The sequence below is a fragment of the Prevotella sp. Sow4_E9_plate genome, assembly GCF_052116205.1.
In the GTDB taxonomy this organism is placed as follows: Bacteria; Bacteroidota; Bacteroidia; order Bacteroidales; family Bacteroidaceae; genus Prevotella.
In genome coordinates this window covers 43,280-65,382 of sequence record NZ_JBQKLN010000001.1, presented here as the reverse complement: position 1 = coordinate 65,382, position 22,103 = coordinate 43,280, and the positions used below count along the sequence as shown (strand labels likewise).

The 22,103-nt window shown below is 47.0% G+C and carries 19 protein-coding genes, 1 tRNA gene and 1 pseudogene; 16 read left to right on the top strand and 5 right to left on the bottom strand.

Translation table 11 applies throughout. From position 1 onward, the window contains the following. Positions 1-15: 15 nt before the first annotated feature. Entirely contained in the window at positions 16-1,053 is a 1,038-nt protein-coding gene (gene asnA, locus ACTQ53_RS00250; protein ID WP_294971074.1) for an aspartate--ammonia ligase, read from the bottom strand. 242 nt (positions 1,054-1,295) lie between these two features. Here asnA and ACTQ53_RS00245 point away from each other — a divergent pair. The 3 genes from ACTQ53_RS00245 (at position 1,296) to ACTQ53_RS00235 (ending at position 5,030) form a co-directional block, all read left to right on the top strand. Continuing rightward, positions 1,296-1,369 (top strand) — tRNA-Arg (locus ACTQ53_RS00245). A gap of 90 nt (positions 1,370-1,459) precedes the next feature. Further along, positions 1,460-2,683 carry a peptidase T gene (pepT, locus tag ACTQ53_RS00240; protein ID WP_294968575.1) on the top strand — a complete coding sequence of 408 codons (1,224 nt, stop codon included), beginning with the start codon at positions 1,460-1,462 and terminating at the stop codon, positions 2,681-2,683. Positions 2,684-2,774: 91 nt separating this feature from the next. Continuing rightward, the gene (locus ACTQ53_RS00235) at positions 2,775-5,030 is read left to right on the top strand and encodes a cation:proton antiporter (protein ID WP_295346122.1); all 2,256 of its coding nucleotides are present in this window, start codon (positions 2,775-2,777) and stop codon (positions 5,028-5,030) included. Positions 5,031-5,112: 82 nt separating this feature from the next. Here the strand turns inward: ACTQ53_RS00235 and ACTQ53_RS00230 are convergent, their stop codons facing one another. Continuing rightward, the gene (locus tag ACTQ53_RS00230; RefSeq protein ID WP_441931609.1) at positions 5,113-6,051 is read right to left on the bottom strand and encodes a DUF5715 family protein; all 939 of its coding nucleotides are present in this window, start codon (positions 6,049-6,051) and stop codon (positions 5,113-5,115) included. Positions 6,052-6,684: 633 nt separating this feature from the next. On the opposite strand from ACTQ53_RS00230, the gene ACTQ53_RS00225 reads away from it, so the two are divergent. The 13 genes from ACTQ53_RS00225 to miaA all read left to right on the top strand — a co-directional run bounded on the left by ACTQ53_RS00225 (position 6,685) and on the right by miaA (position 20,083). Beyond that, positions 6,685-7,650 (top strand): IS110 family transposase, encoded by a 966-nt coding sequence (locus ACTQ53_RS00225; RefSeq protein WP_441931608.1) that lies wholly within the window; start codon positions 6,685-6,687, stop codon positions 7,648-7,650. A 517-nt stretch (positions 7,651-8,167) separates the two neighbouring features. Further along, positions 8,168-9,154 carry a PhoH family protein gene (locus ACTQ53_RS00220; protein ID WP_294968583.1) on the top strand — a complete coding sequence of 329 codons (987 nt, stop codon included), beginning with the start codon at positions 8,168-8,170 and terminating at the stop codon, positions 9,152-9,154. Positions 9,155-9,232: 78 nt separating this feature from the next. Further along, positions 9,233-10,183 carry a phosphoribosylaminoimidazolesuccinocarboxamide synthase gene (locus tag ACTQ53_RS00215; protein ID WP_153122031.1) on the top strand — a complete coding sequence of 317 codons (951 nt, stop codon included), beginning with the start codon at positions 9,233-9,235 and terminating at the stop codon, positions 10,181-10,183. Positions 10,184-10,189: 6 nt separating this feature from the next. Beyond that, positions 10,190-10,924, top strand: coding sequence for a bifunctional demethylmenaquinone methyltransferase/2-methoxy-6-polyprenyl-1,4-benzoquinol methylase UbiE (ubiE, locus tag ACTQ53_RS00210; RefSeq protein ID WP_441931607.1), 735 nt, complete (start codon positions 10,190-10,192; stop codon positions 10,922-10,924). Positions 10,925-10,952: 28 nt separating this feature from the next. Continuing rightward, positions 10,953-11,699, top strand: coding sequence for a shikimate dehydrogenase family protein (locus ACTQ53_RS00205; RefSeq protein ID WP_441931606.1), 747 nt, complete (start codon positions 10,953-10,955; stop codon positions 11,697-11,699). Between the two features lie 134 nt (positions 11,700-11,833). Continuing rightward, positions 11,834-12,982 (top strand): AIR synthase-related protein, encoded by a 1,149-nt coding sequence (locus ACTQ53_RS00200; RefSeq protein WP_089543523.1) that lies wholly within the window; start codon positions 11,834-11,836, stop codon positions 12,980-12,982. A gap of 61 nt (positions 12,983-13,043) precedes the next feature. Then, positions 13,044-13,445, top strand: a complete 402-nt coding sequence (locus ACTQ53_RS00195; protein WP_295346117.1) for a GxxExxY protein — start codon at positions 13,044-13,046, stop codon at positions 13,443-13,445. A 30-nt stretch (positions 13,446-13,475) separates the two neighbouring features. Further along, entirely contained in the window at positions 13,476-14,585 is a 1,110-nt protein-coding gene (gene prfA, locus ACTQ53_RS00190) for a peptide chain release factor 1 (RefSeq protein WP_153122034.1), read from the top strand. A gap of 54 nt (positions 14,586-14,639) precedes the next feature. Then, complete coding sequence (pyrF, locus tag ACTQ53_RS00185) at positions 14,640-15,485, top strand: orotidine-5'-phosphate decarboxylase (protein ID WP_441931605.1); 846 nt, start codon at positions 14,640-14,642, stop codon at positions 15,483-15,485. Between the two features lie 291 nt (positions 15,486-15,776). Further along, positions 15,777-16,811, top strand: coding sequence for a UDP-3-O-(3-hydroxymyristoyl)glucosamine N-acyltransferase (lpxD, locus tag ACTQ53_RS00180; protein ID WP_441931604.1), 1,035 nt, complete (start codon positions 15,777-15,779; stop codon positions 16,809-16,811). A 104-nt stretch (positions 16,812-16,915) separates the two neighbouring features. Further along, positions 16,916-18,298 (top strand): bifunctional UDP-3-O-[3-hydroxymyristoyl] N-acetylglucosamine deacetylase/3-hydroxyacyl-ACP dehydratase, encoded by a 1,383-nt coding sequence (locus ACTQ53_RS00175; protein WP_153097943.1) that lies wholly within the window; start codon positions 16,916-16,918, stop codon positions 18,296-18,298. 15 nt (positions 18,299-18,313) lie between these two features. Next, a complete protein-coding gene (lpxA, locus tag ACTQ53_RS00170) occupies positions 18,314-19,084 on the top strand; it encodes an acyl-ACP--UDP-N-acetylglucosamine O-acyltransferase (protein ID WP_295346113.1) in 771 nt (256 codons plus the stop codon). A 99-nt stretch (positions 19,085-19,183) separates the two neighbouring features. Then, on the top strand, positions 19,184-20,083 hold the full coding sequence (gene miaA, locus ACTQ53_RS00165) for a tRNA (adenosine(37)-N6)-dimethylallyltransferase MiaA (protein ID WP_295346112.1): 900 nt from the start codon (positions 19,184-19,186) through the stop codon (positions 20,081-20,083). On the opposite strand, the pseudogene ACTQ53_RS00160 reads toward miaA, so the two are convergent. From ACTQ53_RS00160 to ACTQ53_RS00150, 3 genes and pseudogenes are all read right to left on the bottom strand, one after another. After that, positions 20,032-20,217: pseudogene (locus ACTQ53_RS00160) on the bottom strand (hypothetical protein); the annotation flags it as partial. The gene miaA and the pseudogene ACTQ53_RS00160 sit on opposite strands and share 52 nt — an antisense overlap. Positions 20,218-20,275: 58 nt before the next feature. Further along, positions 20,276-21,235, bottom strand: coding sequence for an Rpn family recombination-promoting nuclease/putative transposase (locus ACTQ53_RS00155; protein ID WP_441931602.1), 960 nt, complete (start codon positions 21,233-21,235; stop codon positions 20,276-20,278). Between the two features lie 166 nt (positions 21,236-21,401). Next, positions 21,402-22,064, bottom strand: coding sequence for a DUF4391 domain-containing protein (locus ACTQ53_RS00150; protein ID WP_441931601.1), 663 nt, complete (start codon positions 22,062-22,064; stop codon positions 21,402-21,404). Positions 22,065-22,103 lie beyond the last annotated feature (39 nt).

Sequence of the window (22,103 nt, the reverse complement as noted above, 5' to 3'; positions counted from 1 at the left end):
CACGCAAAGGGGACATTAAATCAGTGGCATTCCTGCCTCATCACATTCCTTACGCATTTCATCTGGCCAGATACTAGCCTGAATCTCTCCGATATGAGCCTTATGAAGCATCACCATGCAGAGACGGCTCTGACCGATACCGCCACCGATGCTGAGAGGCAACTTATCACTTAACAGCTGCTGGTGGAAATAAAGCTTCTCTCTATCTTCCTTACCCTCAATCTTCAGCTGACGAAGCAGACTCTCCTTATCTACACGGATACCCATGGAACTGAGCTCGAAGCTGCGACCCAAAACAGGATACCAGATCAGAATATCACCATTCAATCCTGCCTTCCCATTTTCAGCAACAGAACTCCAGTCATCATAGTCAGGAGCTCTTCCATCATGCTTCTCGCCATTGCTCAACTCGCCGCCAATACCCTCAACAAATACAGCGCCGTATTTCTCACAGATAGCATCCTCGCGCTCCTTTGGAGTCATATCAGGATACATATCCAGCAAATCCTGTGCATGAATGAAATGAATCTCTCTTGGCAGGAATGGCTTGATTTCAGGATAATGCTCGCAAGTGAGATATTCCGTGCGGAGAATAGCTGCATAGATGCGGCGCACTATGTCTTCCAGAAAAGCGATAGTACGGTCTTTGCGGGTTATCACTGCTTCCCAGTCCCACTGGTCAACATAAAGCGAATGCAAATTGTCGAGTTCTTCATCGGCACGAATTGCATTCATATCAGTATACACGCCATAACCAGGCTCTATATTATATTCGGCAAGGGTAAGTCTCTTCCACTTGGCAAGAGAGTGCACCACCTCAGCCTGAGCTTCCCCCAAGTCCTTGATAGGAAAACTTACAGGGCGCTCCACGCCGTTCAAATCGTCATTGATTCCAAGTCCCTTCAGTACAAAGAGCGGAGCAGTAACGCGGCGAAGGCGAAGCTCTGTACTCAGATTCTGCTGAAAGAATTCCTTTATCAGTTTGATACCCATTTCGGTCTGGCGCATATCCAACAGCGCCTTGTACCCTTCAGGTTTTATCAATTTGCTCATTTTCGTATGGTTTTTATTTTGTATTATCGTTTATTCTCTATTGTTGGTTGCAAAGGTACAAATAAATTATTAATCTGCAAGCATTTTTCTCTATTATTTTGCAAAGTGATAACTATTTTTATACTTTTAGTGACATTTTGCCGAACATTTTATTCCTTTTTCCCTATATACATTATAATATATAGTAAAAAATCAAGCAAATATTTGGTTATTCCAAATAAAATCCGTAATTTTGCAGCATCGGTCCCGTAGCTTAGTTGAATAGAGCGTCAGATTCCGGTTCTGAAGGTCATGGGTTTGAATCCCATCGGGATCACTTTCAATACTATTTTCAAGGCTCCATGGAACGCCCCTACTTCTAAAGAGCACCCCCTTGGAGAATTGACTACTTTTAATAATTAAGAACATGGATTTAGTAGAACGTTTCATAAACTACACAAAATTCGACACACAGTCGAGCGAAGATTCTCAAAGTGTGCCTAGTACTGCAAAACAATTGGAATTTGCCAAGTATCTCAAGAAAGAACTTGAGGACGAAGGTTTGACCGATGTCGAAATGGACGACATGGGCTATGTCTACGCCACCCTCAAGGGAAATACCAAGAAAAAGACCCCTACCATCGGATTTATTTCACACATGGATACCAGTCCTGACGCCAGCGGAAAGGACATCAAGGCCCGCATCATCAAGAACTATGACGGCAAGGATATCGAACTGAGCCCTGGAATCATCAGCAGCGTCGAGAAATTCCCTGAGCTCAAGGCTCACAAGGGTGAGGACATCATCGTGACAGACGGTACTACCCTGCTCGGTGCAGATGACAAGGCAGGTATCGCTGAAATCGTACAGGCCATGTGCTACCTCCGCGACCATAAGGAAATCAAGCATGGCGACATCCGTGTGGGCTTCAATCCTGATGAGGAAATCGGTATGGGTGCCCATCACTTCGATGTAGAGAAGTTTGGTTGCGACTGGGCTTACACCGTTGACGGTGGCGACCTGGGCGACCTGGAATACGAGAACTTCAATGCCGCTGCTGCCAAGATTCATATCAAGGGAGTAAGCGTACATACTGGTTACGCCAAGGGCAAGATGGTGAATGCAAGCCGCCTGGCTGTAGAGTTCCAGAATATGATACCAGAGACCGAGACTCCTGAGCAGACAGAGGGTTACGAGGGATTCTATCACCTGCTCGGCATTGAGAGCCGTTGCGAGGAAGCCAAGCTCAGCTATATCATCCGCGACCACGACCGCGAAAAGTTTGAAGACCGCAAGGACTTCATCGAGAAGTGTGTGGAGAAGATGAACGAGAAGTATGGCGAAGGAACGGTTACTGCCGAAATCTTCGACCAGTATTACAACATGAAGGAGAAGATTGACCCCAACATGCATGTAATCGACATCGTACTCAAGGCGATGCAGGAGAGCGGCGTTCCTCCTCGCGTAGAGCCTATCCGTGGCGGTACCGATGGAGCACAGCTCAGTTTCAAGGGTCTTCCTTGCCCTAACATCTTTGCCGGTGGTGTCAACTTCCATGGTCCTCACGAGTTTGTGAGCATCCAGGTTATGCAGAAGGTGGTGGATACTATCGTGAAGATTGCAGAAATCACAGAAGAATACAACGACTAATACAAAAATGGGGAATTTAGGCACATCTAAATTCCCCATTTTCATAAATGAATACGAATATTTACAGAGAGATTATCATAAACTGAAAATTATGGCAGAAATTCCCTTTTTAGTAAAAGACCTCGCCCTCATCCTGATGGTAGCCGGCATCGTTACCCTCATCTTCAAGCGGCTCAAGCAACCGCTGGTGCTGGGATACATTGTGGCAGGCTTCCTCGTTTCGCCCCACATGCCCTACACTATGTCGGTAATGGACGAGACGGACATCAAGACCTGGGCAGACATCGGTGTCATCTTTACGCTCTTCTCACTGGGTCTCGACTTTTCTTTCAAGAAAATCGTGAAGATGGGAGCATCGCCTATCATTGCTACCGTGGTCATCGTCTTCTCAATGATGATGCTGGGCATCAGCGTGGGCCACAGTTTCGACTGGGGAAGGATGGACTGTATCTTCCTGGGCGGTATGCTTGCCATGAGTTCCACCACTATTATATATAAGGCGTTCGACGACATGCGGCTGCGCACCCAGAAGTTTGCCTCGATGGTGATGAGCGTACTGATTCTGGAAGACATCCTGGCCATCGTCATGATGGTGATGCTGTCAGCGATAGCGAGCGGCAGCAATCCCGATGGCGGTCAGATGTTTGCCTCCATCGTCAAGATAGGCTTCTTCCTTGGCGTCTGGTTCATCGTAGGCATCTTCGCCATCCCCTGGTTCCTCCGCTCGGTAAGAAAGCTCATCAATGGCGAAACCCTGCTTATCGTATCGCTGGGTTTATGCTGCGGCATGGCCGTACTGAGCAGCAAGGTAGGTTTCAGCAGTGCTTTCGGAGCCTTCGTCATGGGTAGTATCCTGGCAGAAACCATTGAAGCTGAGAAGATTATCAAGCTGGTCGAACCGGTCAAGAACCTTTTCGGAGCCATCTTCTTCGTATCAGTAGGTATGCTGGTAGACCCTAAGATTCTGATAGAATACGCCCTGCCTATCCTTGCCCTGGTGGGTACGATACTGATAGGTCAGGCCACGCTGGGCACCTTCGGCTTCATGCTCGGAGGCGAATCTTTGAAATCGGCCATGCGCTGCGGTTTCTCGATGGCTCAGATTGGCGAGTTCTCATTCATCATCGCCTCGCTGGGCTTGTCGCTTGGCGTTATCAGCAACTTCCTCTATCCGGTAGTCGTAGCGGTGAGTGTCATCACCACCTTCCTGACGCCTTACATGATCCGTCTGGCGCTGCCTACCTATCAGGTGATGGAGAAGCATCTGCCCGACAAGCTCATTCATGTGTTGAACCATTTTGCGATGAGCCATCCGCAGACCCAGCAGCAGAGCAAGTGGAAATCGCTGATTAAGCAGATGACCATCAACACCGTAGCCTATTCGATACTCGCAGCAGCTACCATTGCCCTGATGTTCACCTTCGTATTGCCTCTGATGCGCAATCTGTTGCCAGGCTGGCATCTTCATTGGTACGCCAACGCCATCACCGGCTTGCTTACGGTGCTGCTGATAGCTCCATTCCTGCGTGCCATCGTAATGAAGAAAAACCACAGTGCAGAGTGGAAACGCCTATGGGTAGAGAGCAGCATCAACCGTGTGCCTCTGCTGTTTACGGTATTTGTCCGCTTCGTCATAGCCCTGGCCTTCATCTTCTACATCATCAACTTCCTCTCCCGCTTCACCAATGCGCTGATGATCTGCATCGGAGTCATTGTGGTGATGCTGATGATCACCTCCCGCCGCATCAAGAAGCGCAGCATTGTGATGGAGCGCGTCTTCGTCCACAATCTCCGCTCACGAGATATTGCGGCTCAGGTGAATGGCGAAAAACGCCCACTCTACGAGGGCAGACTGCTGGATAGAGATATTCATATCAGTGAGTTCGAAGTACCGGAAGACAGTACGTGGACGGGCAAGTCACTCAGGGAGCTGCATCTTCGTGAACGTTTTGGTGTAGACATGAGTAGCGTTCGCCGTGGTTCCCATCGCCTCAATATCCCAAATGGAGATATGGTTATTTTTCCTGGAGACAAGTTGCAGGTGATTGGTAATGACGACCAGCTTCAGAAGTTCAACACAGCTCTTCAGAGCGATCTGATGCCGGAAGATTCCGAGATAGAGAAGCGCGAGATGAAGCTGAGCCAGCTCATCATCTCATCTTCCAGCGAATTTCTCGGCAAGACGCTCATCGAGAGTGGCATCCGCGACCATTACAACTGTATGGTCGTAGGATTGGAAGAAGGTCAGGAAAACCTCACCCGCATTTCACCATCCCGAAAATTCGAAAAGGGAGATATCATCTGGCTGGTAGGCGAACCTGACGATTTGAAAAGAATCAAAAACTAAATAAAAGATTAGGGCGTGCCATTCTATCAAGAACGACACGCCCAAATTTTATATAATATCAATTGAAATCACCATAAGCAATCTACTTCACGGTGATATGGAAGCATCCCTGTTTTACCTCATATTTTACAAGGCACCGGTTGCGGTCTCTCATATCTCTCAGCACTTCGCTGAGCACCCATTTCAGGGTGTCATTCTGTACCTGTCTTCGAGGCTGCTGACGAGTCTGAATCTGCTTATATCTGTTGTAGCAAACATCAAAGGTAGTACCGTAAAGATGGCATGAATTCTCGGTAGCATTGCCATTGCGGGTACGAAGCTTCGCCACATCATCCTTGGTACGGAGAATACTCGTAACGATAATCTTATGCAAAGGAATGCCCTTGATTTGCAAAGAATCGAAATAAGCCCGACCGATATCCTGCAGCAGCACCGAAGCCCTAGGTACCAGATAAGGTATACTGCTATTCAGTTTATCCACATAAAAGAAAGGATTGCTGCCCACATACACCAGCTTACCCTTACTATGCTCAGCCTCCTCACGGTTCTGTACCGGATTCACGCCATGCTTGTTGGCAGCCAGAATCTGCACATCCTGCTGATCAGGGAAAGTATTGCCGAAATGAGGCACCGAGAAGATACGATGCTTCACCTCCTTGCCATTCTTATCGAAGAAAATAGAAGGCGTATTGGAAGAATCTGCCGCAGCATCCGTCTCCGAACCTGTTCCGGCAGCTTCCTGGGTCAAATCATCAGATGTCTCAGCTATCTCATTTGCAGCCTTATTATCCTCTTCCTTGTCTTCTTCTGCCATCGCTAGCTGATCAACGGAATCCGTAGCCAGGCTATCCGCCACACTCAAATCAGCAACAGAAGTCCTTGGTTCAGCAACGCCCGGACTGATCAATCTCACCAAAGCCAGGACACACACAACAACGACAAAACCCAGCAAGAAACGGTTCTTGCCAGACATTGCCTGAACAACATTTACTATATGTAGGATAATATGTTTTAATTTCATTATCAAGAGTTATAATCAATTTTCTATAAAAAGTATGGCAAAAGTACATCATTAATTTCATAATACAAAACTTTTTAATGTCTTTTTAATAAGTTCTACTAGAAAAAAACGATATTCCCAACTTCCGAAGCTTTGTTCTTACCATCCAAACACTATCAATCCATCACCATCGCCAGGCATCATTTAAGCCTCGTGCCGGTCATCATTGATGACTCTTACCAGCCATCATATAAGGCACTTAGCTTACATAAGAGGAGGACTCGACAAGGAGAATTTTTCAGATGAGGGTTAACAGGTTAACAGTTAACAGCCCAAAAATGCATACTTCCCCCACTCATATACAAGAAATAAGTATATATATATATTTATATTTAATTAAGGAAAGGGGGAGGATGCAAAAAACGGCTGTTAACTGTTAACCTGTTAACTTCTTGTCCCTTTGTTAAAAATCCTAACATTACAACATCAGGGTGTGGAATAAGACCGACTACTCATTAGTCCCACAGATCGTAAACTATGTTCCGTCCCCACACCCTTACATCAGAATCTGGATAGTTCAAAGGGCATAGACCCCGTATTTGCAATGATAGCTCATGATGTATAGATGTTTGTTTAAATATAAATATTACGACTATGACTTACGTAGGAATTGACGTCAGCAAGGCAACTTTCGTTGTCGCTTACTCATCTGCCAAAGGCAGTGAAACCAAAACTTTCAAGAATACCGTCAAAGGTATTCGAGAGTTTATCCAGACCATATCTCCAAAAGAGAACCATTGTGTATTGGAAGCAACAGGCAACTACAGTATGTTACTTGTTTATTTGCTCTCCAAGGCAGGTTTTGTTGTCAGTATGGAGAATCCTCTGAAGATAAAGAACTTTGCACGTGTCATGCTCTCAGTTGTCAAGACTGATGAGATTGATGCTCGCCTCATAGCCTTATATGGTGAGAGAATGCAGCCTGCTCCATTCAAACTTCGCAATGACTCCATCTTGTTGCTTAAGCAGAAACGCACTGTATTGCGTCAACTAAAGAAGCAACTTACAGCCAACACAAACCTAGAAGGTTCGCTTAAAGTCCTGCCATTCATTGATTCTAAAAGCAAGAAGGTTCTTGAAAAGACCATCAAGTTTCTACAGAAACAAATCAAAGAAATGGAGGAAGAGTTAACCTCCTTGGCTGAGATTGAGTACAAGAAACAGATGGATTTGCTCACATCTATTAAGGGAATTGGAGCGACACTTGCAGCAGCACTCATAATTGCCACAGGTGGATTCACCTACTTTGATAACGCCAAGCAACTTACTCGATACTTGGGATTGTCGCCTACTTACCAACAGTCTGGTACGTCAGTCAATGTCAAAGGTCACATCAATCGCAATGGAGATGCTCACTTGCGAAGCCAGCTTTATATAGGAGCCATGGCTTCATTACGGTGCAACACCGAATGCAAGGCATGCTTTGACCGATTGCGATCTAACGGCAAGCCTGGGAAAGTTGCAATCATTGCCGTTGCAAACAAACTCATTAGGCAAGCCTTCGCTGTGATAACACAAGAGAAACCCTATGTTGATGGGTATAAGTCTGTAAAGCCATAAACCATCTCTCCTGCTGAGGGAACGCCTTGGCGGCTAGGGGCTGAGCAGTCAGCCCCGACGAGCCTCTATGTACCTACGAAAAAGCATATTTATGCTAAATTTCGTTAACTGTATTCGTTTTTTTATTATAGTTCATAGTTTTTTATGAAGAAACAAATAGACTTCTTCTTGAATCACAGCCTTTATCATCGACAAACAGCAGAAACAGGCATGTTTTAAACTAAAAAAACACGGACAAATTGAATTTGTCCGGGCAAATTACCAGAAGGCTTATAAAGAACTATCTATCAAGATGTTACAAGCGACCAGACGAAAGAGACGGACAAATTCAATTTGTCCGTGTTATTTTTTTAACAGCAATATAAACAAGTTCCCTCTGTCTCACAGACGGTTTACCAGAACAGTTTGCCCGATAATCTCAAAAAAAGCATAAGAAATTTGCTTATTTCGAGGAAAAGTTGTAATTTTGCAGCGTTATATAACATATAAAGGTTTAAACGATTTAAGATTAGAAATTTTGATAGAGAAACATATAGTACTCGAAGATGTAGATCCAGTGATGTTCTACGGAGTGAATAATGCTCATCTACAGATGATAAAATCACTGTATCCTAAGTTGCGTATCGTGGCACGTGACAACGTGCTTCGTGTGCTTGGCGACGAGGAAGAAATGGCGAAAGCAGAAGAAGACATTGAGCTGATGCGCAAGCACTTAGCTAAATATAACATGCTCAATGAAGAAGATATCCTTGATATTGTGAAAGGCAAACAGACCAAAGCTGACTCCGTAAAAGGCGTGCTGGTTTACAGCATCAGCGGAAGACCTATCAAGAGCCGCAGCGAGAATCAGCAGCAACTCATTGAAGCTTACGAAAAGAACGACATGGTATTTGCCGTGGGGCCTGCCGGAACCGGTAAGACCTACCTCAGCATCGCCCTTGCCGTAAAAGCACTCAAGGAGAAAGCCATTAAAAAGATCATCCTCTCACGACCTGCCGTAGAAGCGGGCGAAAAGCTCGGTTTCCTGCCAGGCGACATGAAAGATAAAATTGACCCTTACCTGCAGCCACTGTATGATGCACTGGAAGACATGATTCCTGCCGTCAAGCTGCAAGACATGATGGAAAAGCACATTATCCAGATTGCGCCACTTGCCTTCATGCGTGGACGCACACTCAGCGACGCCGTCGTCATCCTCGACGAGGCGCAGAACACAACCTCCCAGCAGATCAGAATGTTCCTTACCCGTATGGGCATGAACACCAAGATGATCATCACCGGCGACCTGACCCAGATAGACCTGCCTAGAGAGCAGCGAAGCGGACTGAAGGAAGCACTCAAGATTCTTGACGGGGTGGAAGGCATCGGAGTGGTGAAGCTGGGGCAGAAGGATATTGTGCGACACAAGCTCGTAACCCGCATCGTCAATGCATATGACAAGTATGACAAGGAGAGAGCGGAAGCACGAGAAGCGCTGAAAGCAGAAAAAGATAATTCAAAATAATCAGAATTAAGAATGAACAGAAGATTATTCAAAGCATATCATCAAGTTCAAAGTTCAAAATTCAAAGTTCAAAGTAAAATGAAAGCATTAACAAAGACAGATTTCCATTTCGATGGACAGAAGAGTGTTTACCACGGTAAAGTACGTGATGTGTATGACATTAACGACGACATCCTCGTGATGGTCGCTACCGACAGAATCTCAGCGTTCGACGTTGTTCTGCCTAAGGGTATCCCATTCAAGGGACAGGTGCTCAACCAGATTGCAGCTAAGTTCTTGGACACAACTACAGACATCTGTCCAAACTGGAAGTTGGCTACTCCAGACCCTATGGTAACTATTGGTTTGAAGTGCGAGGGTTTCCGCGTAGAAATGATCATCCGCTCAATCCTCACCGGTAGCGCATGGCGCGACTATCAGAAGGGATGCCGTGAGATCTGCGGTGTGAAGTTGCCTGACGGAATGCGCGAGAACGAGCGTTTCCCAGAGCCAATCATTACTCCTACTACCAAGGCTGACGAGGGTCACGACATGAACATCTCTAAGGAAGAGATCATTGCCCAGGGTATTGTTAGTGCAGAGGACTACGCTGTAATGGAAGACTATACACGCAAGATCTTCGCTCGTGGTCAGGAAATCGCTGCTAAGCAGGGCTTGATTCTCGTTGATACCAAGTATGAGTTTGGCAAGCGCGACGGTAAGGTTTACCTCATCGACGAGATCCACACTCCAGACTCTAGCCGCTACTTCTATGCTGACGGCTACGAGGAGAAGTTTGAGAAGGGTGAGCCTCAGCGCCAGCTTTCCAAGGAGTTCGTTCGCCAGTGGCTCATCGAGCACAACTTCATGAACGAGCCAGGTCAGACCATGCCAGAGATTACCGACGAGTATGCAGAGAGCGTATCTGATCGCTATATCGAGCTTTACGAGCACATCACAGGCGAGAAGTTCGACAAGGCTGCTGAGGAAGGTGACATCGCTGCACGTATCGAGAAGAACGTAAGTGAATGGCTTGCTACACGTAAATAATTAATAATGTATAAGCAAGAACAGATTAAGCCCTATGAGGGCACAGGAGATAAGGGCAAGCTGGTAGAGGAGATGTTTGACAACATCGCCCCTACCTACGACACCCTGAACCACCGACTCTCGTGGGATATCGACAAGGGATGGCGCAAGAAGGCTATCAAGCGACTTGCGCCCTTCTCTCCAAAGAAAATACTCGACATCGCCACCGGCACCGGCGACTTCGCCATCCTTGCCGCCCGGATGCTGCATCCCGACAAACTCATCGGAGCAGACATCTCGCAGGGAATGATGGAGATAGGAAGACAGAAGGTAAAGCAGCTGGGACTTGACGGAGTGATCCGCTTCGACAAGGAAGATTGTCTCCACCTCTCATACGAAGACAATACATTTGATGCAGTAACTGCCGCCTTCGGCATCCGCAACTTCCAGAACCTGGACCAGGGCCTGCGCGAAATGTGCCGAGTACTGAAGAAGGGAGGACATCTCTGCATCGTAGAGCTCACCTCTCCGGTCAGTTTCCCGATGAAGCAGCTGTTCCACATCTATTCGCATACAGTATTGCCTATCTACGGCAAACTGATTTCGAAAGACCAGAGTGCCTACAGCTACCTCACCAAGACTATTGAGGCATTCCCTCAGGGAGAGACGATGATGGAGGTATTCAAGAAGGCAGGTTTCGAGAAAGCAGAGTTCACCCGACTCACCTTCGGCATCTGCACACTCTATTTTGCAACCAAATAAATTATGAATTTTAAATAAGAATATCAGTATGGACAAGTATGGACTCATAGGTTTCCCTTTGGGCCACTCCTTCTCAAAAAGCTATTTCAACGAGAAGTTTGAGAACGAAGGAATCAATGCCAAGTACATCAACTTCGAGCTGCCTAGCATCGAAGGTTTAGCTGAGGTACTCGACACCAATCCCGAACTGAAGGGTTTCAACGTAACCATTCCTTACAAGGAGAAAGTAATCAGCTATCTCGACAGCGTAAGCCCTGAGGCCAACGCCATCGGAGCCGTCAATGTGGTGAAGGTTGACCACAAGGGCAATGAAACTGTGCTCACCGGCTATAATAGCGACGTCATTGGTTTTACAAAGAGCATCGAGCCATTCCTGGAGAAGTGTCATAAGAAAGCACTTATCCTGGGTACCGGAGGTGCGTCTAAAGCCATCAACTACGGTTTGAAATCACTAGGTTTGGAAACCTTGTTTGTGAGTCGATACCAACGTCCAGGTACTATTCAATACGATAAGATTACTCCTGAGGTAATCAAGGAATACAATGTCATCGTCAACTGTACTCCAGTGGGCATGTATCCTCATGTAGATGAGTGCCCTCCGCTGCCTTACGAGGCGATGGACACCCACACGCTGCTCTACGATCTCATCTACAATCCTGACGAAACCCTTTTCATGAAGAAGGGAAAAGAACATGGAGCCACTGTAAAGAATGGTTTGGAGATGCTGCTCCTCCAGGCATTCGCCAGCTGGGATTTCTGGCATGAAGAAAAATAAATACTTCATAAACGTAGATGTTTACAAGTACAGATTCAGCATAGTAAACTTGAACATCTACATTTATAAGAACGACAAGGAAATTATAAGAATCATAATTGGAGATCAATTTAGATATGAGTAACAATAGATATATGATGCGCGGTGTAAGCGCAGCAAAGGAAGATGTTCACAACGCTATCAAGAACATCGACAAGGGTATCTTCCCACAGGCTTTCTGCAAGATTATACCTGATATCCTGGGCGGTGACCCAGAGTATTGCAACATTATGCACGCCGACGGTGCAGGTACCAAGTCTAGCTTGGCTTACATGTACTGGAAGGAGACTGGCGACCTCTCTGTATGGAAGGGTATCGCTCAGGATGCTATCGTGATGAATACCGACGACCTGCTCTGCGTGGGCGCCGTAGACAACATCCTCGTTAGCTCTACCATCGGCCGCAACAAGATGCTCATCCCTGGCGAGGTCATCTCGGCTATCATCAACGGTACCGACGACCTGCTCCACGAGATGCGCGAGATGGGTATCGGAATCTATCCTACCGGCGGTGAGACTGCCGACGTAGGCGATCTGGTTCGTACCATCATCGTTGACTCTACCGTAACCTGCCGCATGAAGCGCAGCGACGTCATCGACAATGCCAACATCCGTCCAGGCGATGTTATCGTAGGTCTCTCTTCTACAGGTCAGGCTACATACGAGAAGAAGTACAACGGCGGCATGGGTAGCAACGGTTTGACTTCTGCCCGCCACGATGTATTCGCCAAGTATCTCGCAGAGAACTATCCTGAGAGCTACGACCACGCCGTGCCAGATGAGTTGGTTTACAGCGGCAAGTATAAGTTGACCGATGAGGTTGAGGGTTCTCCTATCAACGCCGGTGAGCTGGTACTCTCTCCTACCCGTACCTATGCTCCGGTTATCAAGAAGATCCTGGATGAGCTTCGCCCAGAGGTTCACGGTATGGTTCACTGTACAGGTGGTGCCCAGACCAAGGTTCTGCACTTCGTAGGCGAGAACTGCAAGGTAGTGAAGGACAACATGTTCCCAGTACCTCCACTCTTCAAGGCAATCCACGACTGCTCAGAGACAGACTGGAAGGAGATGTACCAGGTATTCAACATGGGTCACCGCATGGAGATCTACGTACGTCCTGAGGTTGCCGAGAAGGTTATCGCCATCAGCAAGAGCTTCAACATCGATGCCCAGATTGTGGGTCACATCGAGGAAGGCAAGCGCAGCCTGACCATCAAGAGCGAATTCGGAACATTCGAATACTAAATGTTTTAGGCACGGATTACACGGATTTTTATTCTTTTATTTCTTAATTTATAGTATTGTTATGCTAGAAGAAGATTTAACTAAACAGATAATTGGTGCAGCTCAAGAAGTACACAAAGTCTTAGGAGTTGGTTTTCTAGAGGCTGTATATGGAAATGCTCTGTATAAAGAATTGAAATCACGTGGTTTGAAGTGTGAGTGCCAAAAACACTTAGATGTTTTTTACAAAGGTGAATGCGTTGGTCACTACATTCCCGACATGGTCGTAGAAGATAAGGTGATCATTGAATTGAAAGCCGTTAAAGATTTGCATCCCGAACATGAATGGCAGTTAGTAAACTATCTCTCAGCCTGCCAGGCAGAAGTAGGATTGCTCATCAATTTCGGTCTATCCTTACAAGTAAAAAGAAAGATATTTACAAACGAGCGCAAGGGAACACAGCACAGGGAAAAATCCGTGTAATCCGTGTAATCCGTGCAAAAAAATAATTCGATGGATAATAACAACATATTACAGAAGCTTGAAGGCTTAGAGAGCCGATACGAGGAAGTAAGCACCCTCATTACCGACCCTGATGTCATCGCCGACCAGCCACGCTACGTGAAGCTGACCAAGGAGTGGAAAGACCTTGGCGACATCATGGACGCACGCAAGCGATACATCAACTGTCTGAACAGCATCAAGGAAGCTAAGGATATTCTCGCCAACGAAAGCGACCCTGAAATGAAGGAGATGGCGCGCGAGGAACTCAACGAGAATGAGGCGCTGCAGCCTAAGCTCGAAGAGGAAATCAAGATCGCCCTGGTTCCTAAGGATCCAGAGGATGCCAAGAATGTACAGATGGAGATTCGTGGCGGTGCCGGTGGCGACGAGGCTGCCCTCTTCGCCGGTGACCTCTTCTCTATGTATAAGAAATATTGTGAGTCTAAGGGATGGACAGTCAGCGTGACTTCTGTCTCTGAGGGCGCTGTGGGTGGATACAAGGAAATCGACTTCGCTGTAAGCGGAACAGATGTGTACGGTACATTGAAGTATGAGTCTGGTGTTCACCGTGTTCAGCGTGTACCTGCCACTGAGACTCAGGGCCGTATGCACACCTCAGCTGCTACCGTGGCTGTATTGCCAGAAGCAGATAAGTTTGAGGTGAACATCAACGAAGGTGACATCAAGTGGGATACCTTCCGAAGCTCTGGTGCCGGTGGTCAGAACGTGAACAAGGTAGAGTCTGGAGTTCGCCTCCGCTATCCTTGGAAGAACCCTAACACTGGCGAGGTAGAGGAAATCCTTATCGAGTGTACCGAGACCCGTGACCAGCCAAAGAACAAGGAGCGTGCCTTGAGCCGCCTCTATACCTTCATCCACGACCGTGAGCATCAGAAGTATGTTGACGATATCGCCAGCCGCCGCAAGAGCCTCGTCTCTACCGGTGACCGCAGTGCGAAGATTCGTACCTACAACTTCCCACAGGGCCGTGTTACCGACCACCGTATCGGTTACACCACCCACGACCTCAATGGTTTCCTGGCTGGTAACATCCAGGATATGATTGATGCCCTGACCGTGGCTGAGAATGCAGAGAAACTGAAAGAAACAGAATTGTAGAACCCTTACATCGTTCCGAGAACCGGAGCGATGAATCATCATAAATACCATATTATGAACAGAAAAGAACTTGTAGAGCAGATTTTCGCCAAGAAGAGCTTCTTGTGCGTAGGTCTTGACACAGATATCAATAAGTTGCCTAAGTGCATCACAGAGGATGAAGAAATCCAGGGCGCTGAAGCCGAGATGATGTTTAAGTTCAACCAGGCTATCATCGACGCTACCGCTCCTTACTGCGTGGCTTACAAGCCAAACCTGGCTTTCTATGAGAGCCATGGCATTGACGGAATGATTGCCTTCGAGAACACCATCAAGTATCTCAAGAGCCACTATCCAAACCACTTCATCATCGCTGATGCAAAGCGTGGCGACATCGGCAACACCTCAAAGATGTACGCCCAGACTTTCTTTGAGGAGTACAACCTCGATTCAGTAACCGTAGCTCCTTACATGGGCGAGGATTCTGTCAAGCCATTCCTCGAGTATGAGGGCAAGTGGGTCATCCTTCTGGCTTTGACCAGCAACAAGGGTAGCCACGACTTCCAGCTCACAGAGGACAAGGAAGGCGAGCGCCTCTTCGAGAAGGTTCTGAAGAAGAGCCAGGAATGGGGCAACGACGAGAACATGATGTACGTAGTAGGTGCTACCCAGGGGCAGATGTTCGAGGACATCCGCAAGGTGGCTCCTAACCACTTCCTCCTCGTACCAGGTGTAGGTGCCCAGGGTGGTAGCCTCCAGGAGGTTTGCAAGTATGGTATCATCAAGGATTGCGGTCTGCTCGTCAACTCATCTCGCGGCATCATCTATGCTAGCAACGGTGAGGACTTCGCAGAGGTAGCAGGCCAGAAAGCAAAGGAATTGCAGGAAGAAATGGCAGCAGAGCTTGCCAAGCTGGGCTAAGCCTCCCGCTAGGCGTCCCGGCGGATTTGAAATCCGCCGTAAAAAAAGGTTCGACCTATTAAACCGGGGGATTTGCAATCCCTACCAAAAATAAGATTTTAGGCGCAAAGTATCTTGAAAAAGACGCTTTGCGCCTTAAAAATACCTATTTGTTGGCGAAAAAAGCAAAATATTACGAAAGAATGACGAGAATCTAAATTTATTTTGTTATTTTTGCAAACAAAATGTGTTTACCTAAAGGTATTTATACCTTGGGTGACCAATTAAAACAAACTAGAAGACAGATAAATTATGGAATTTACCGCTCAACAAATAGCCCAGTTCGTTCAGGGCCGTGTGGAAGGTGATGAGAATGCAACAGTCAACACCTTCGCAAAAATCGAAGAAGGCAAGGAAGGTGCAATCTCGTTCCTTTCTAACCCTAAATACACTCACTTCGTGTACGACACGAAGTCTAGCATCGTGCTCATTGATGAGACCGTAGAACTGGAACATCCAGTCAGCGCTACCCTCATCCGTGTGAAGAACGCCTACGAATGTGTGGCTAAGCTGCTTCAGATGTACGAGTCTATGAAACCAAAGAAGACAGGCATCGACCCATTGGCATTTGTTTCTCCAAAGGCTAAGGTGGCAGAGAACGTCTATATTGGCGCTTTCGCTTATATCAGCGATGGTGCCGAGGTGGGCGAAGGTAGCCAGATTTATCCTCACGCCTACATCGGCGAGGGTGTGAAGATTGGCAAGAATGCCCTCATCTACCCTAACGTAACCGTTTATCACGGCTGTAAGCTCGGCGATAACGTAACTCTCCATGCAGGTTGTGTCATCGGTGCTGATGGCTTCGGCTTCGCTCCAGGACCTGATGGATACGACAAGATTCCTCAGATTGGTATCGTAACCATCGAGGATGATGTGGAGATTGGTGCCAACACTTGCGTTGACCGCTCTACCATGGGCTCTACCTACGTTCGCAAGGGCGTGAAGCTCGACAACCTGGTTCAGATTGCCCACAACACCGACATCGGTGCCAACACCGTGATGTCTTCTCAGGTGGGTGTAGCCGGCAGTACCAAGGTTGGCGAATGGTGTATGTTTGGCGGACAGGTGGGTCTCGCAGGTCACATCACCATCGGCGACAAGGTGTTCCTCGGAGCACAGAGCGGTGTGCCAGGCAGCCTCAAGAGCGGCCAGCAGCTCATCGGTACTCCTCCTATGGAGCAGCGTGCTTACTTCAAGTCACAGGCCATCTTCCGTCGCCTGCCTGACATGTACAAGGAGCTCAACGACCTGAAGAAGCAGATTGAAGAATTAAAGAAAAACAATTAAAAATAATAAGGTACGGATGACGCGGAGGCTAATGCCACTAAGGATTCCGAAGAAAACGCAGAGAAAAAATCCGTGTAATCCGTGCCTAAAAAATGAATATAATTATGTCAAAACAGAAAACACTGAAAGGTAGTTTCTCTCTTTGTGGAAAAGGATTGCACACAGGCTTGAGCCTCACCGTGACTTTCAATCCTGCACCAGAGAACACCGGTTATAAGATACAGCGCATCGACCTCGAAGGCGAGCCTATCATCCAGGCTGTAGCTGAGAACGTCGTTGAAACCCAGCGTGGCACCGTACTCGGTAAGGGCGATATCCGCATCTCTACCATCGAGCACGGTATGTCAGCACTCTATGCCCTCGGCATCGACAACTGTTTCATCCAGGTTAACGGTCCTGAATTCCCTATCCTCGACGGCTCTGCATCCATGTATGTAGAGAAGATTCAGAGCGTGGGCATCCAGGAGCAGAATGCAGAGAAGGACTATTACATCATCCGTCATAAGATTGAGGTGAAGGACGACAACGGTTCTGTCATCACCATTCTTCCAGATGAGGAGTTCAGCATCACGGCGATGTGTTCTTTCGAGAGCAAGTTCATCAACAGCCAGTTTGCTACCCTCGACAAGATGGAGACCTACGTTGACGAGATTGCTTCGGCACGTACCTTCGTTTTCGTTCGCGATATCATGCCATTGCTCCAGGCTAACCTCATCAAGGGTGGCGACTTGGACAATGCCATCGTTATCTACGAGCGCCAGGTAGAGCAGGCGCAGCTCGATCAGCTCGCCGACCATCTCAAGGTGCCTCACATGGATGCCAGCAAGTTGGGTTACATCCAGCACCGTCCTTTGCAGTGGGAGAACGAGTGTACTCGCCATAAGCTGCTCGACATCATCGGCGATATGGCGCTCATCGGTAAGCCTATCAAGGGTCGCATCATCGCTACCCGACCAGGCCACACCGTGAACAACAAGTTCGCCCGTCTCATGCGCAAGGAGATTCGCAAGCACGAAATTCAGGCTCCTATCTACGATCCAAACGAGGAGCCAATCATGGATAACATCCGCATCCGCCAGCTCCTGCCTCATCGCTATCCAATGCAGTTGGTAGATAAGGTCATCGCCATGGGTCCTACCAGCATCGTGGGCGTTAAGAACGTAACCAGCAACGAGCCATTCTTCACCGGTCACTTCCCAGAGGAGCCAGTAATGCCAGGCGTTCTCCAGGTAGAGGCGATGGCACAGTGTGGCGGTCTGCTCGTATTGAACCAGCTGGAAGAGCCTGAGCGCTGGAGCACTTACTTCATGAAGCTCGACGACGTGAAGTTCCGCAAGAAGGTGGTTCCAGGCGATACCCTCCTCTTCCGTGTGGAGTTGCTCGCACCCGTACGTCATGGCATCAGCTCTATGAAGGGCTATATGTTCGTAGGCGACCAGGTGGTGGCTGAGGCTACTTTCACAGCACAGATTGTTAAGAACAAGTAATAATAAGATAGAAATATGAATCAGATTAGTCCATTAGCGTTTGTTCATCCAGAGGCAAAACTCGGTGACAACAACATTATCGGTCCTTTCTGCTATATCGACAAGGACACCGTTTTGGGCGATAACAACGTATTGCAGAACAGCGTTACCATCCACTTGGGCGCTCGTATCGGCAATAATAATGAATTCTTCCCAGGCGCCAGCATCTCTACCAAGCCTCAGGACTTGAAGTTCAAGGGTGAGCAGACAACCTGCGAGGTGGGCGACAACAACAGCATCCGTGAGAACGTTACTATCTCTCGTGGTACAGCCTCTAAGGGCAAGACAGTGGTAGGCAGCAACAACCTCCTGATGGAGACTGTTCACGTGGCTCACGACTGTGAACTGGGCAGCGGCTTGATTATCGGTAACTCTACCAAGTTTGCCGGCGAGGTGGTTGTAGATGACAACGCCATCGTAAGCGCCAACGTTCTCGTTCATCAGTTCTGCCACATCGCAGGCTACGTGATGATCCAGGGCGGTTGCCGTTTCTCTCAGGATATTCCTCCTTATATCATTGCCGGCAAGGAGCCAACCCGCTATTGCAGCATCAACCTCATCGGTTTGCGTCGCCGTGGTTTCAGCAACGAGACCATCCAGAACATCCACGAGGCTTATCGCCTGCTCTACAGCAAGGGTATCCTGAAGGAAGGTATCGAGGAAATCAAGAAGAATCTTGAGGTGACTAAGGAAATCCAGTACATCATCGACTTCGTAGAGAGTTCTCAGCGCGGCATTATCCGATAAAAGTAAAAGGGTAAAAAAGTAAAAAGGTAAAAAGAGCATTCTTGCATAGGTTTATGAAACGAGCAAGGATGCTTTTTTCTTGAATATAAAGAATGATATATGAAAACATTGATTGTGGTTTTAGGTCCTACCGGTGTAGGTAAAACGGAGCTTTGCCTTTCACTGGCAGAACATCTCTCTATACCTATTATCAATGCCGACTCCCGCCAGATCTTCGCAGAACTCCCTATCGGAACCGCAGCGCCTACTGCCGAACAGCAGCAGCGGGTGAAGCATTATTTCGTAGGCAACCATCACATCAAAGATTATTACAGCGCAGCCCAATACGAGACCGATGTGATGAATCTCCTGAAAGAAGAAATCTTCAAGAATCATGATGTGGCGCTGCTTACAGGCGGCAGCATGATGTATATCGATGCCGTATGCAAGGGTATCGACGATATTCCTACCGTGCGGGACGACATCCGTACCTGGATGAAACAGCGCCTGGAAGAAGAAGGCTTGGAAGCGCTGGTAGAAGAACTCCATAAGATGGATCCGGAGCATTGGGCGATAGTAGATAAGAAGAATCCACGCCGCGTGGTGCATGCCTTGGAAATCTGCCACCAAACTGGCAAGACCTATACTTCTTTCCGTGTAGCCGAGAAGAAGCAGCGTCCTTTCCGCATCATCAAGATAGGTCTGAACCGCGACCGTGCCGAATTGTACGACCGAATCAACCAGCGTGTGTTGCTGATGATGGAGGAAGGCCTGGAGGCAGAAGCCCGCAGCGTATATCCGCACAAGGGTCTCACCGCCTTGAGAACCGTGGGGTACAAAGAGATGTTTGCCTATTTCGATGGCGAGATAGATAAGGATGAAGCCATCCGCCAGATACAGTCGCATAGCCGTGAATACATGCGCAAGCAGCTCACCTGGTTTAAGCGAGATACCGAAATCCACTGGTATCATCCCGACCAGCAGGATGAAATCATCCGATTCATTGATGAAGAGATATAGACATAATTGGCATCATGCAACGAGTGGGGTGCCATTACGATGGTGGTGCCCTCCTTGTGCAGCTCAGAAAGCAGTTCCATCACCTCCTTGCCATTTTTGGAATCCAGATTTCCAGTAGGCTCATCGGCAAGAAAAAAGGGTGTATCAGAAATCATAAAGTTTTTCTGATACACCTTTTTTATTCACTTGTATTTATTTGATATTGCTGATTTGCTCGAGTGAAAGACCTGTATATTTCATGACAAGCTCTTTCGACATACCATCAGCAAGCATACGCTGTGCAGCATTTATATTTGCCTCATTAGAGCCTTCAGCTCTTCCTTCAGCTCTTCCTTCAGCTCTTCCTTCAGCTCTTCCTTCAGCTCTTCCTTCAGCTCTTCCTTCAGCCATACCTTTTGCCATGCCTTTTGCCATGCCTTCAGCTCTGGCTTCTGATTCTGCGGCCGCCATACATGCCAAATTATCGCGAGCAATCCAAAGACTGTTCTCGTAGGCTTCCCATTCTTTCTTCGAGAGTCTATGACTGTCGGCATATTCCTCAAGCTTCTCGAAAATCTTCTTTTGTGCCGTCCAAGGCATTCTTGTTAATGCTTCCATATGAGTCAATACATAAATCCATTTATCAAAATCACTCTCACATTCCGCTGGCTCTTTTTTGAAAAGAGGCAGGGCCAAGTAGATGAAGCGAAGCTTGTTGGAAGCTTGCTCCTTGCTCTCCTTATCTGCCAATATGATGTCTGTTCTGAACTTGTTTACTTCGCCTGCCTTTGGCATATAGTTCATGAAACAAACTGTGTATATCGGCAGAAACTTATAGGCATCCTGATTCTCTGCTTTGCCCTTATCTACCTGTTCCAGAATACTTCTGCAGGCATAGCAGATGGAGCGATCCAGAAAATTGGGTTGCCACTTGTTCTGCATTTCCAGGATGAATCGCTCGCCTGTGTCGGTTTCGCAGAAAACATCGTAGATAATGCCTCGTTGATCTTTGGTCTGTGGCAATTGCTCTTTGTCTTTGAACACTACATCCTTGACGTGGAGCTCGCCCTCCAACAGATCGTTGAGAAAGCTTATCAGCAAATCCTTACTGAATTCTTGACCGAAAAGACGTTTGAAGCCCCAATCGGTAAAGGGGTTGATGTACTTTGCCATCTTGTTAGATTTTAATTATTTTTAAATCTGATGACAAAGATACGTTGTTTTTTTGTAAACTCCAAATATTTAATCGATTTTTGCATAAATAACTGGAAAAATAAGTAATATGCAGTTGTAGACTTAGGAACCCTTCGCGACCATCATAGCTACATTTTGCATATCACTAAATATGTTCCTCCAGCTTCTTTTTTAGCTGCATGTATTTTTGATGCAAGGCAAATTTCTTTTGCGGTTGCTGCTCTTTCAGTTCTTTCTTTCTGATAGCAGCCATTTCCTTTTTTATTGCTTCTATTTGAATGGTCTGGAAAACAGCTTGATGCAGATTCTGCTGAGAAGAAGTAATCTGGGTTGATGCAATCTGCCGAACCAAGGATTCATAGAGTGTATCCATATTAGAAGAACTATCCAGACGGAGAGATAGCATTTCTTCTGATAACCAGTCTGTAGAAAATGACTTGATGATCTCGAATGTGCCAGCAGAAGCATCCTTCCATTGCTTGTAGTTTACCAATAACTGATATCGGTTATCCTGTTGAATGATGAAAATCGTATGTCGGGGTAACTTGCTATCAATATAGCGGAAGATGTCTGAACAGTCTGAAATTCCTTTCTTAAGCTTAATAAGAAAGATGGTGAGTTCGTGAACATCCTTTCCATCTGTCACATGCAGATTACTGGGTGCCAACTTATAGAGCCAAACTACCTGCTCTACATTCTCAATAAATGCAGATTTCATGCGAGCCGTTACCTCAAGATGGCTGTAAAAAGCCACCTTGGGTACTACTCGGTTTACCAACGTAAAGTCGGGGAAATTTAATATATTCATAAGTTCTTTTTTACTTTGCACATTGAACTTGGAACTTTA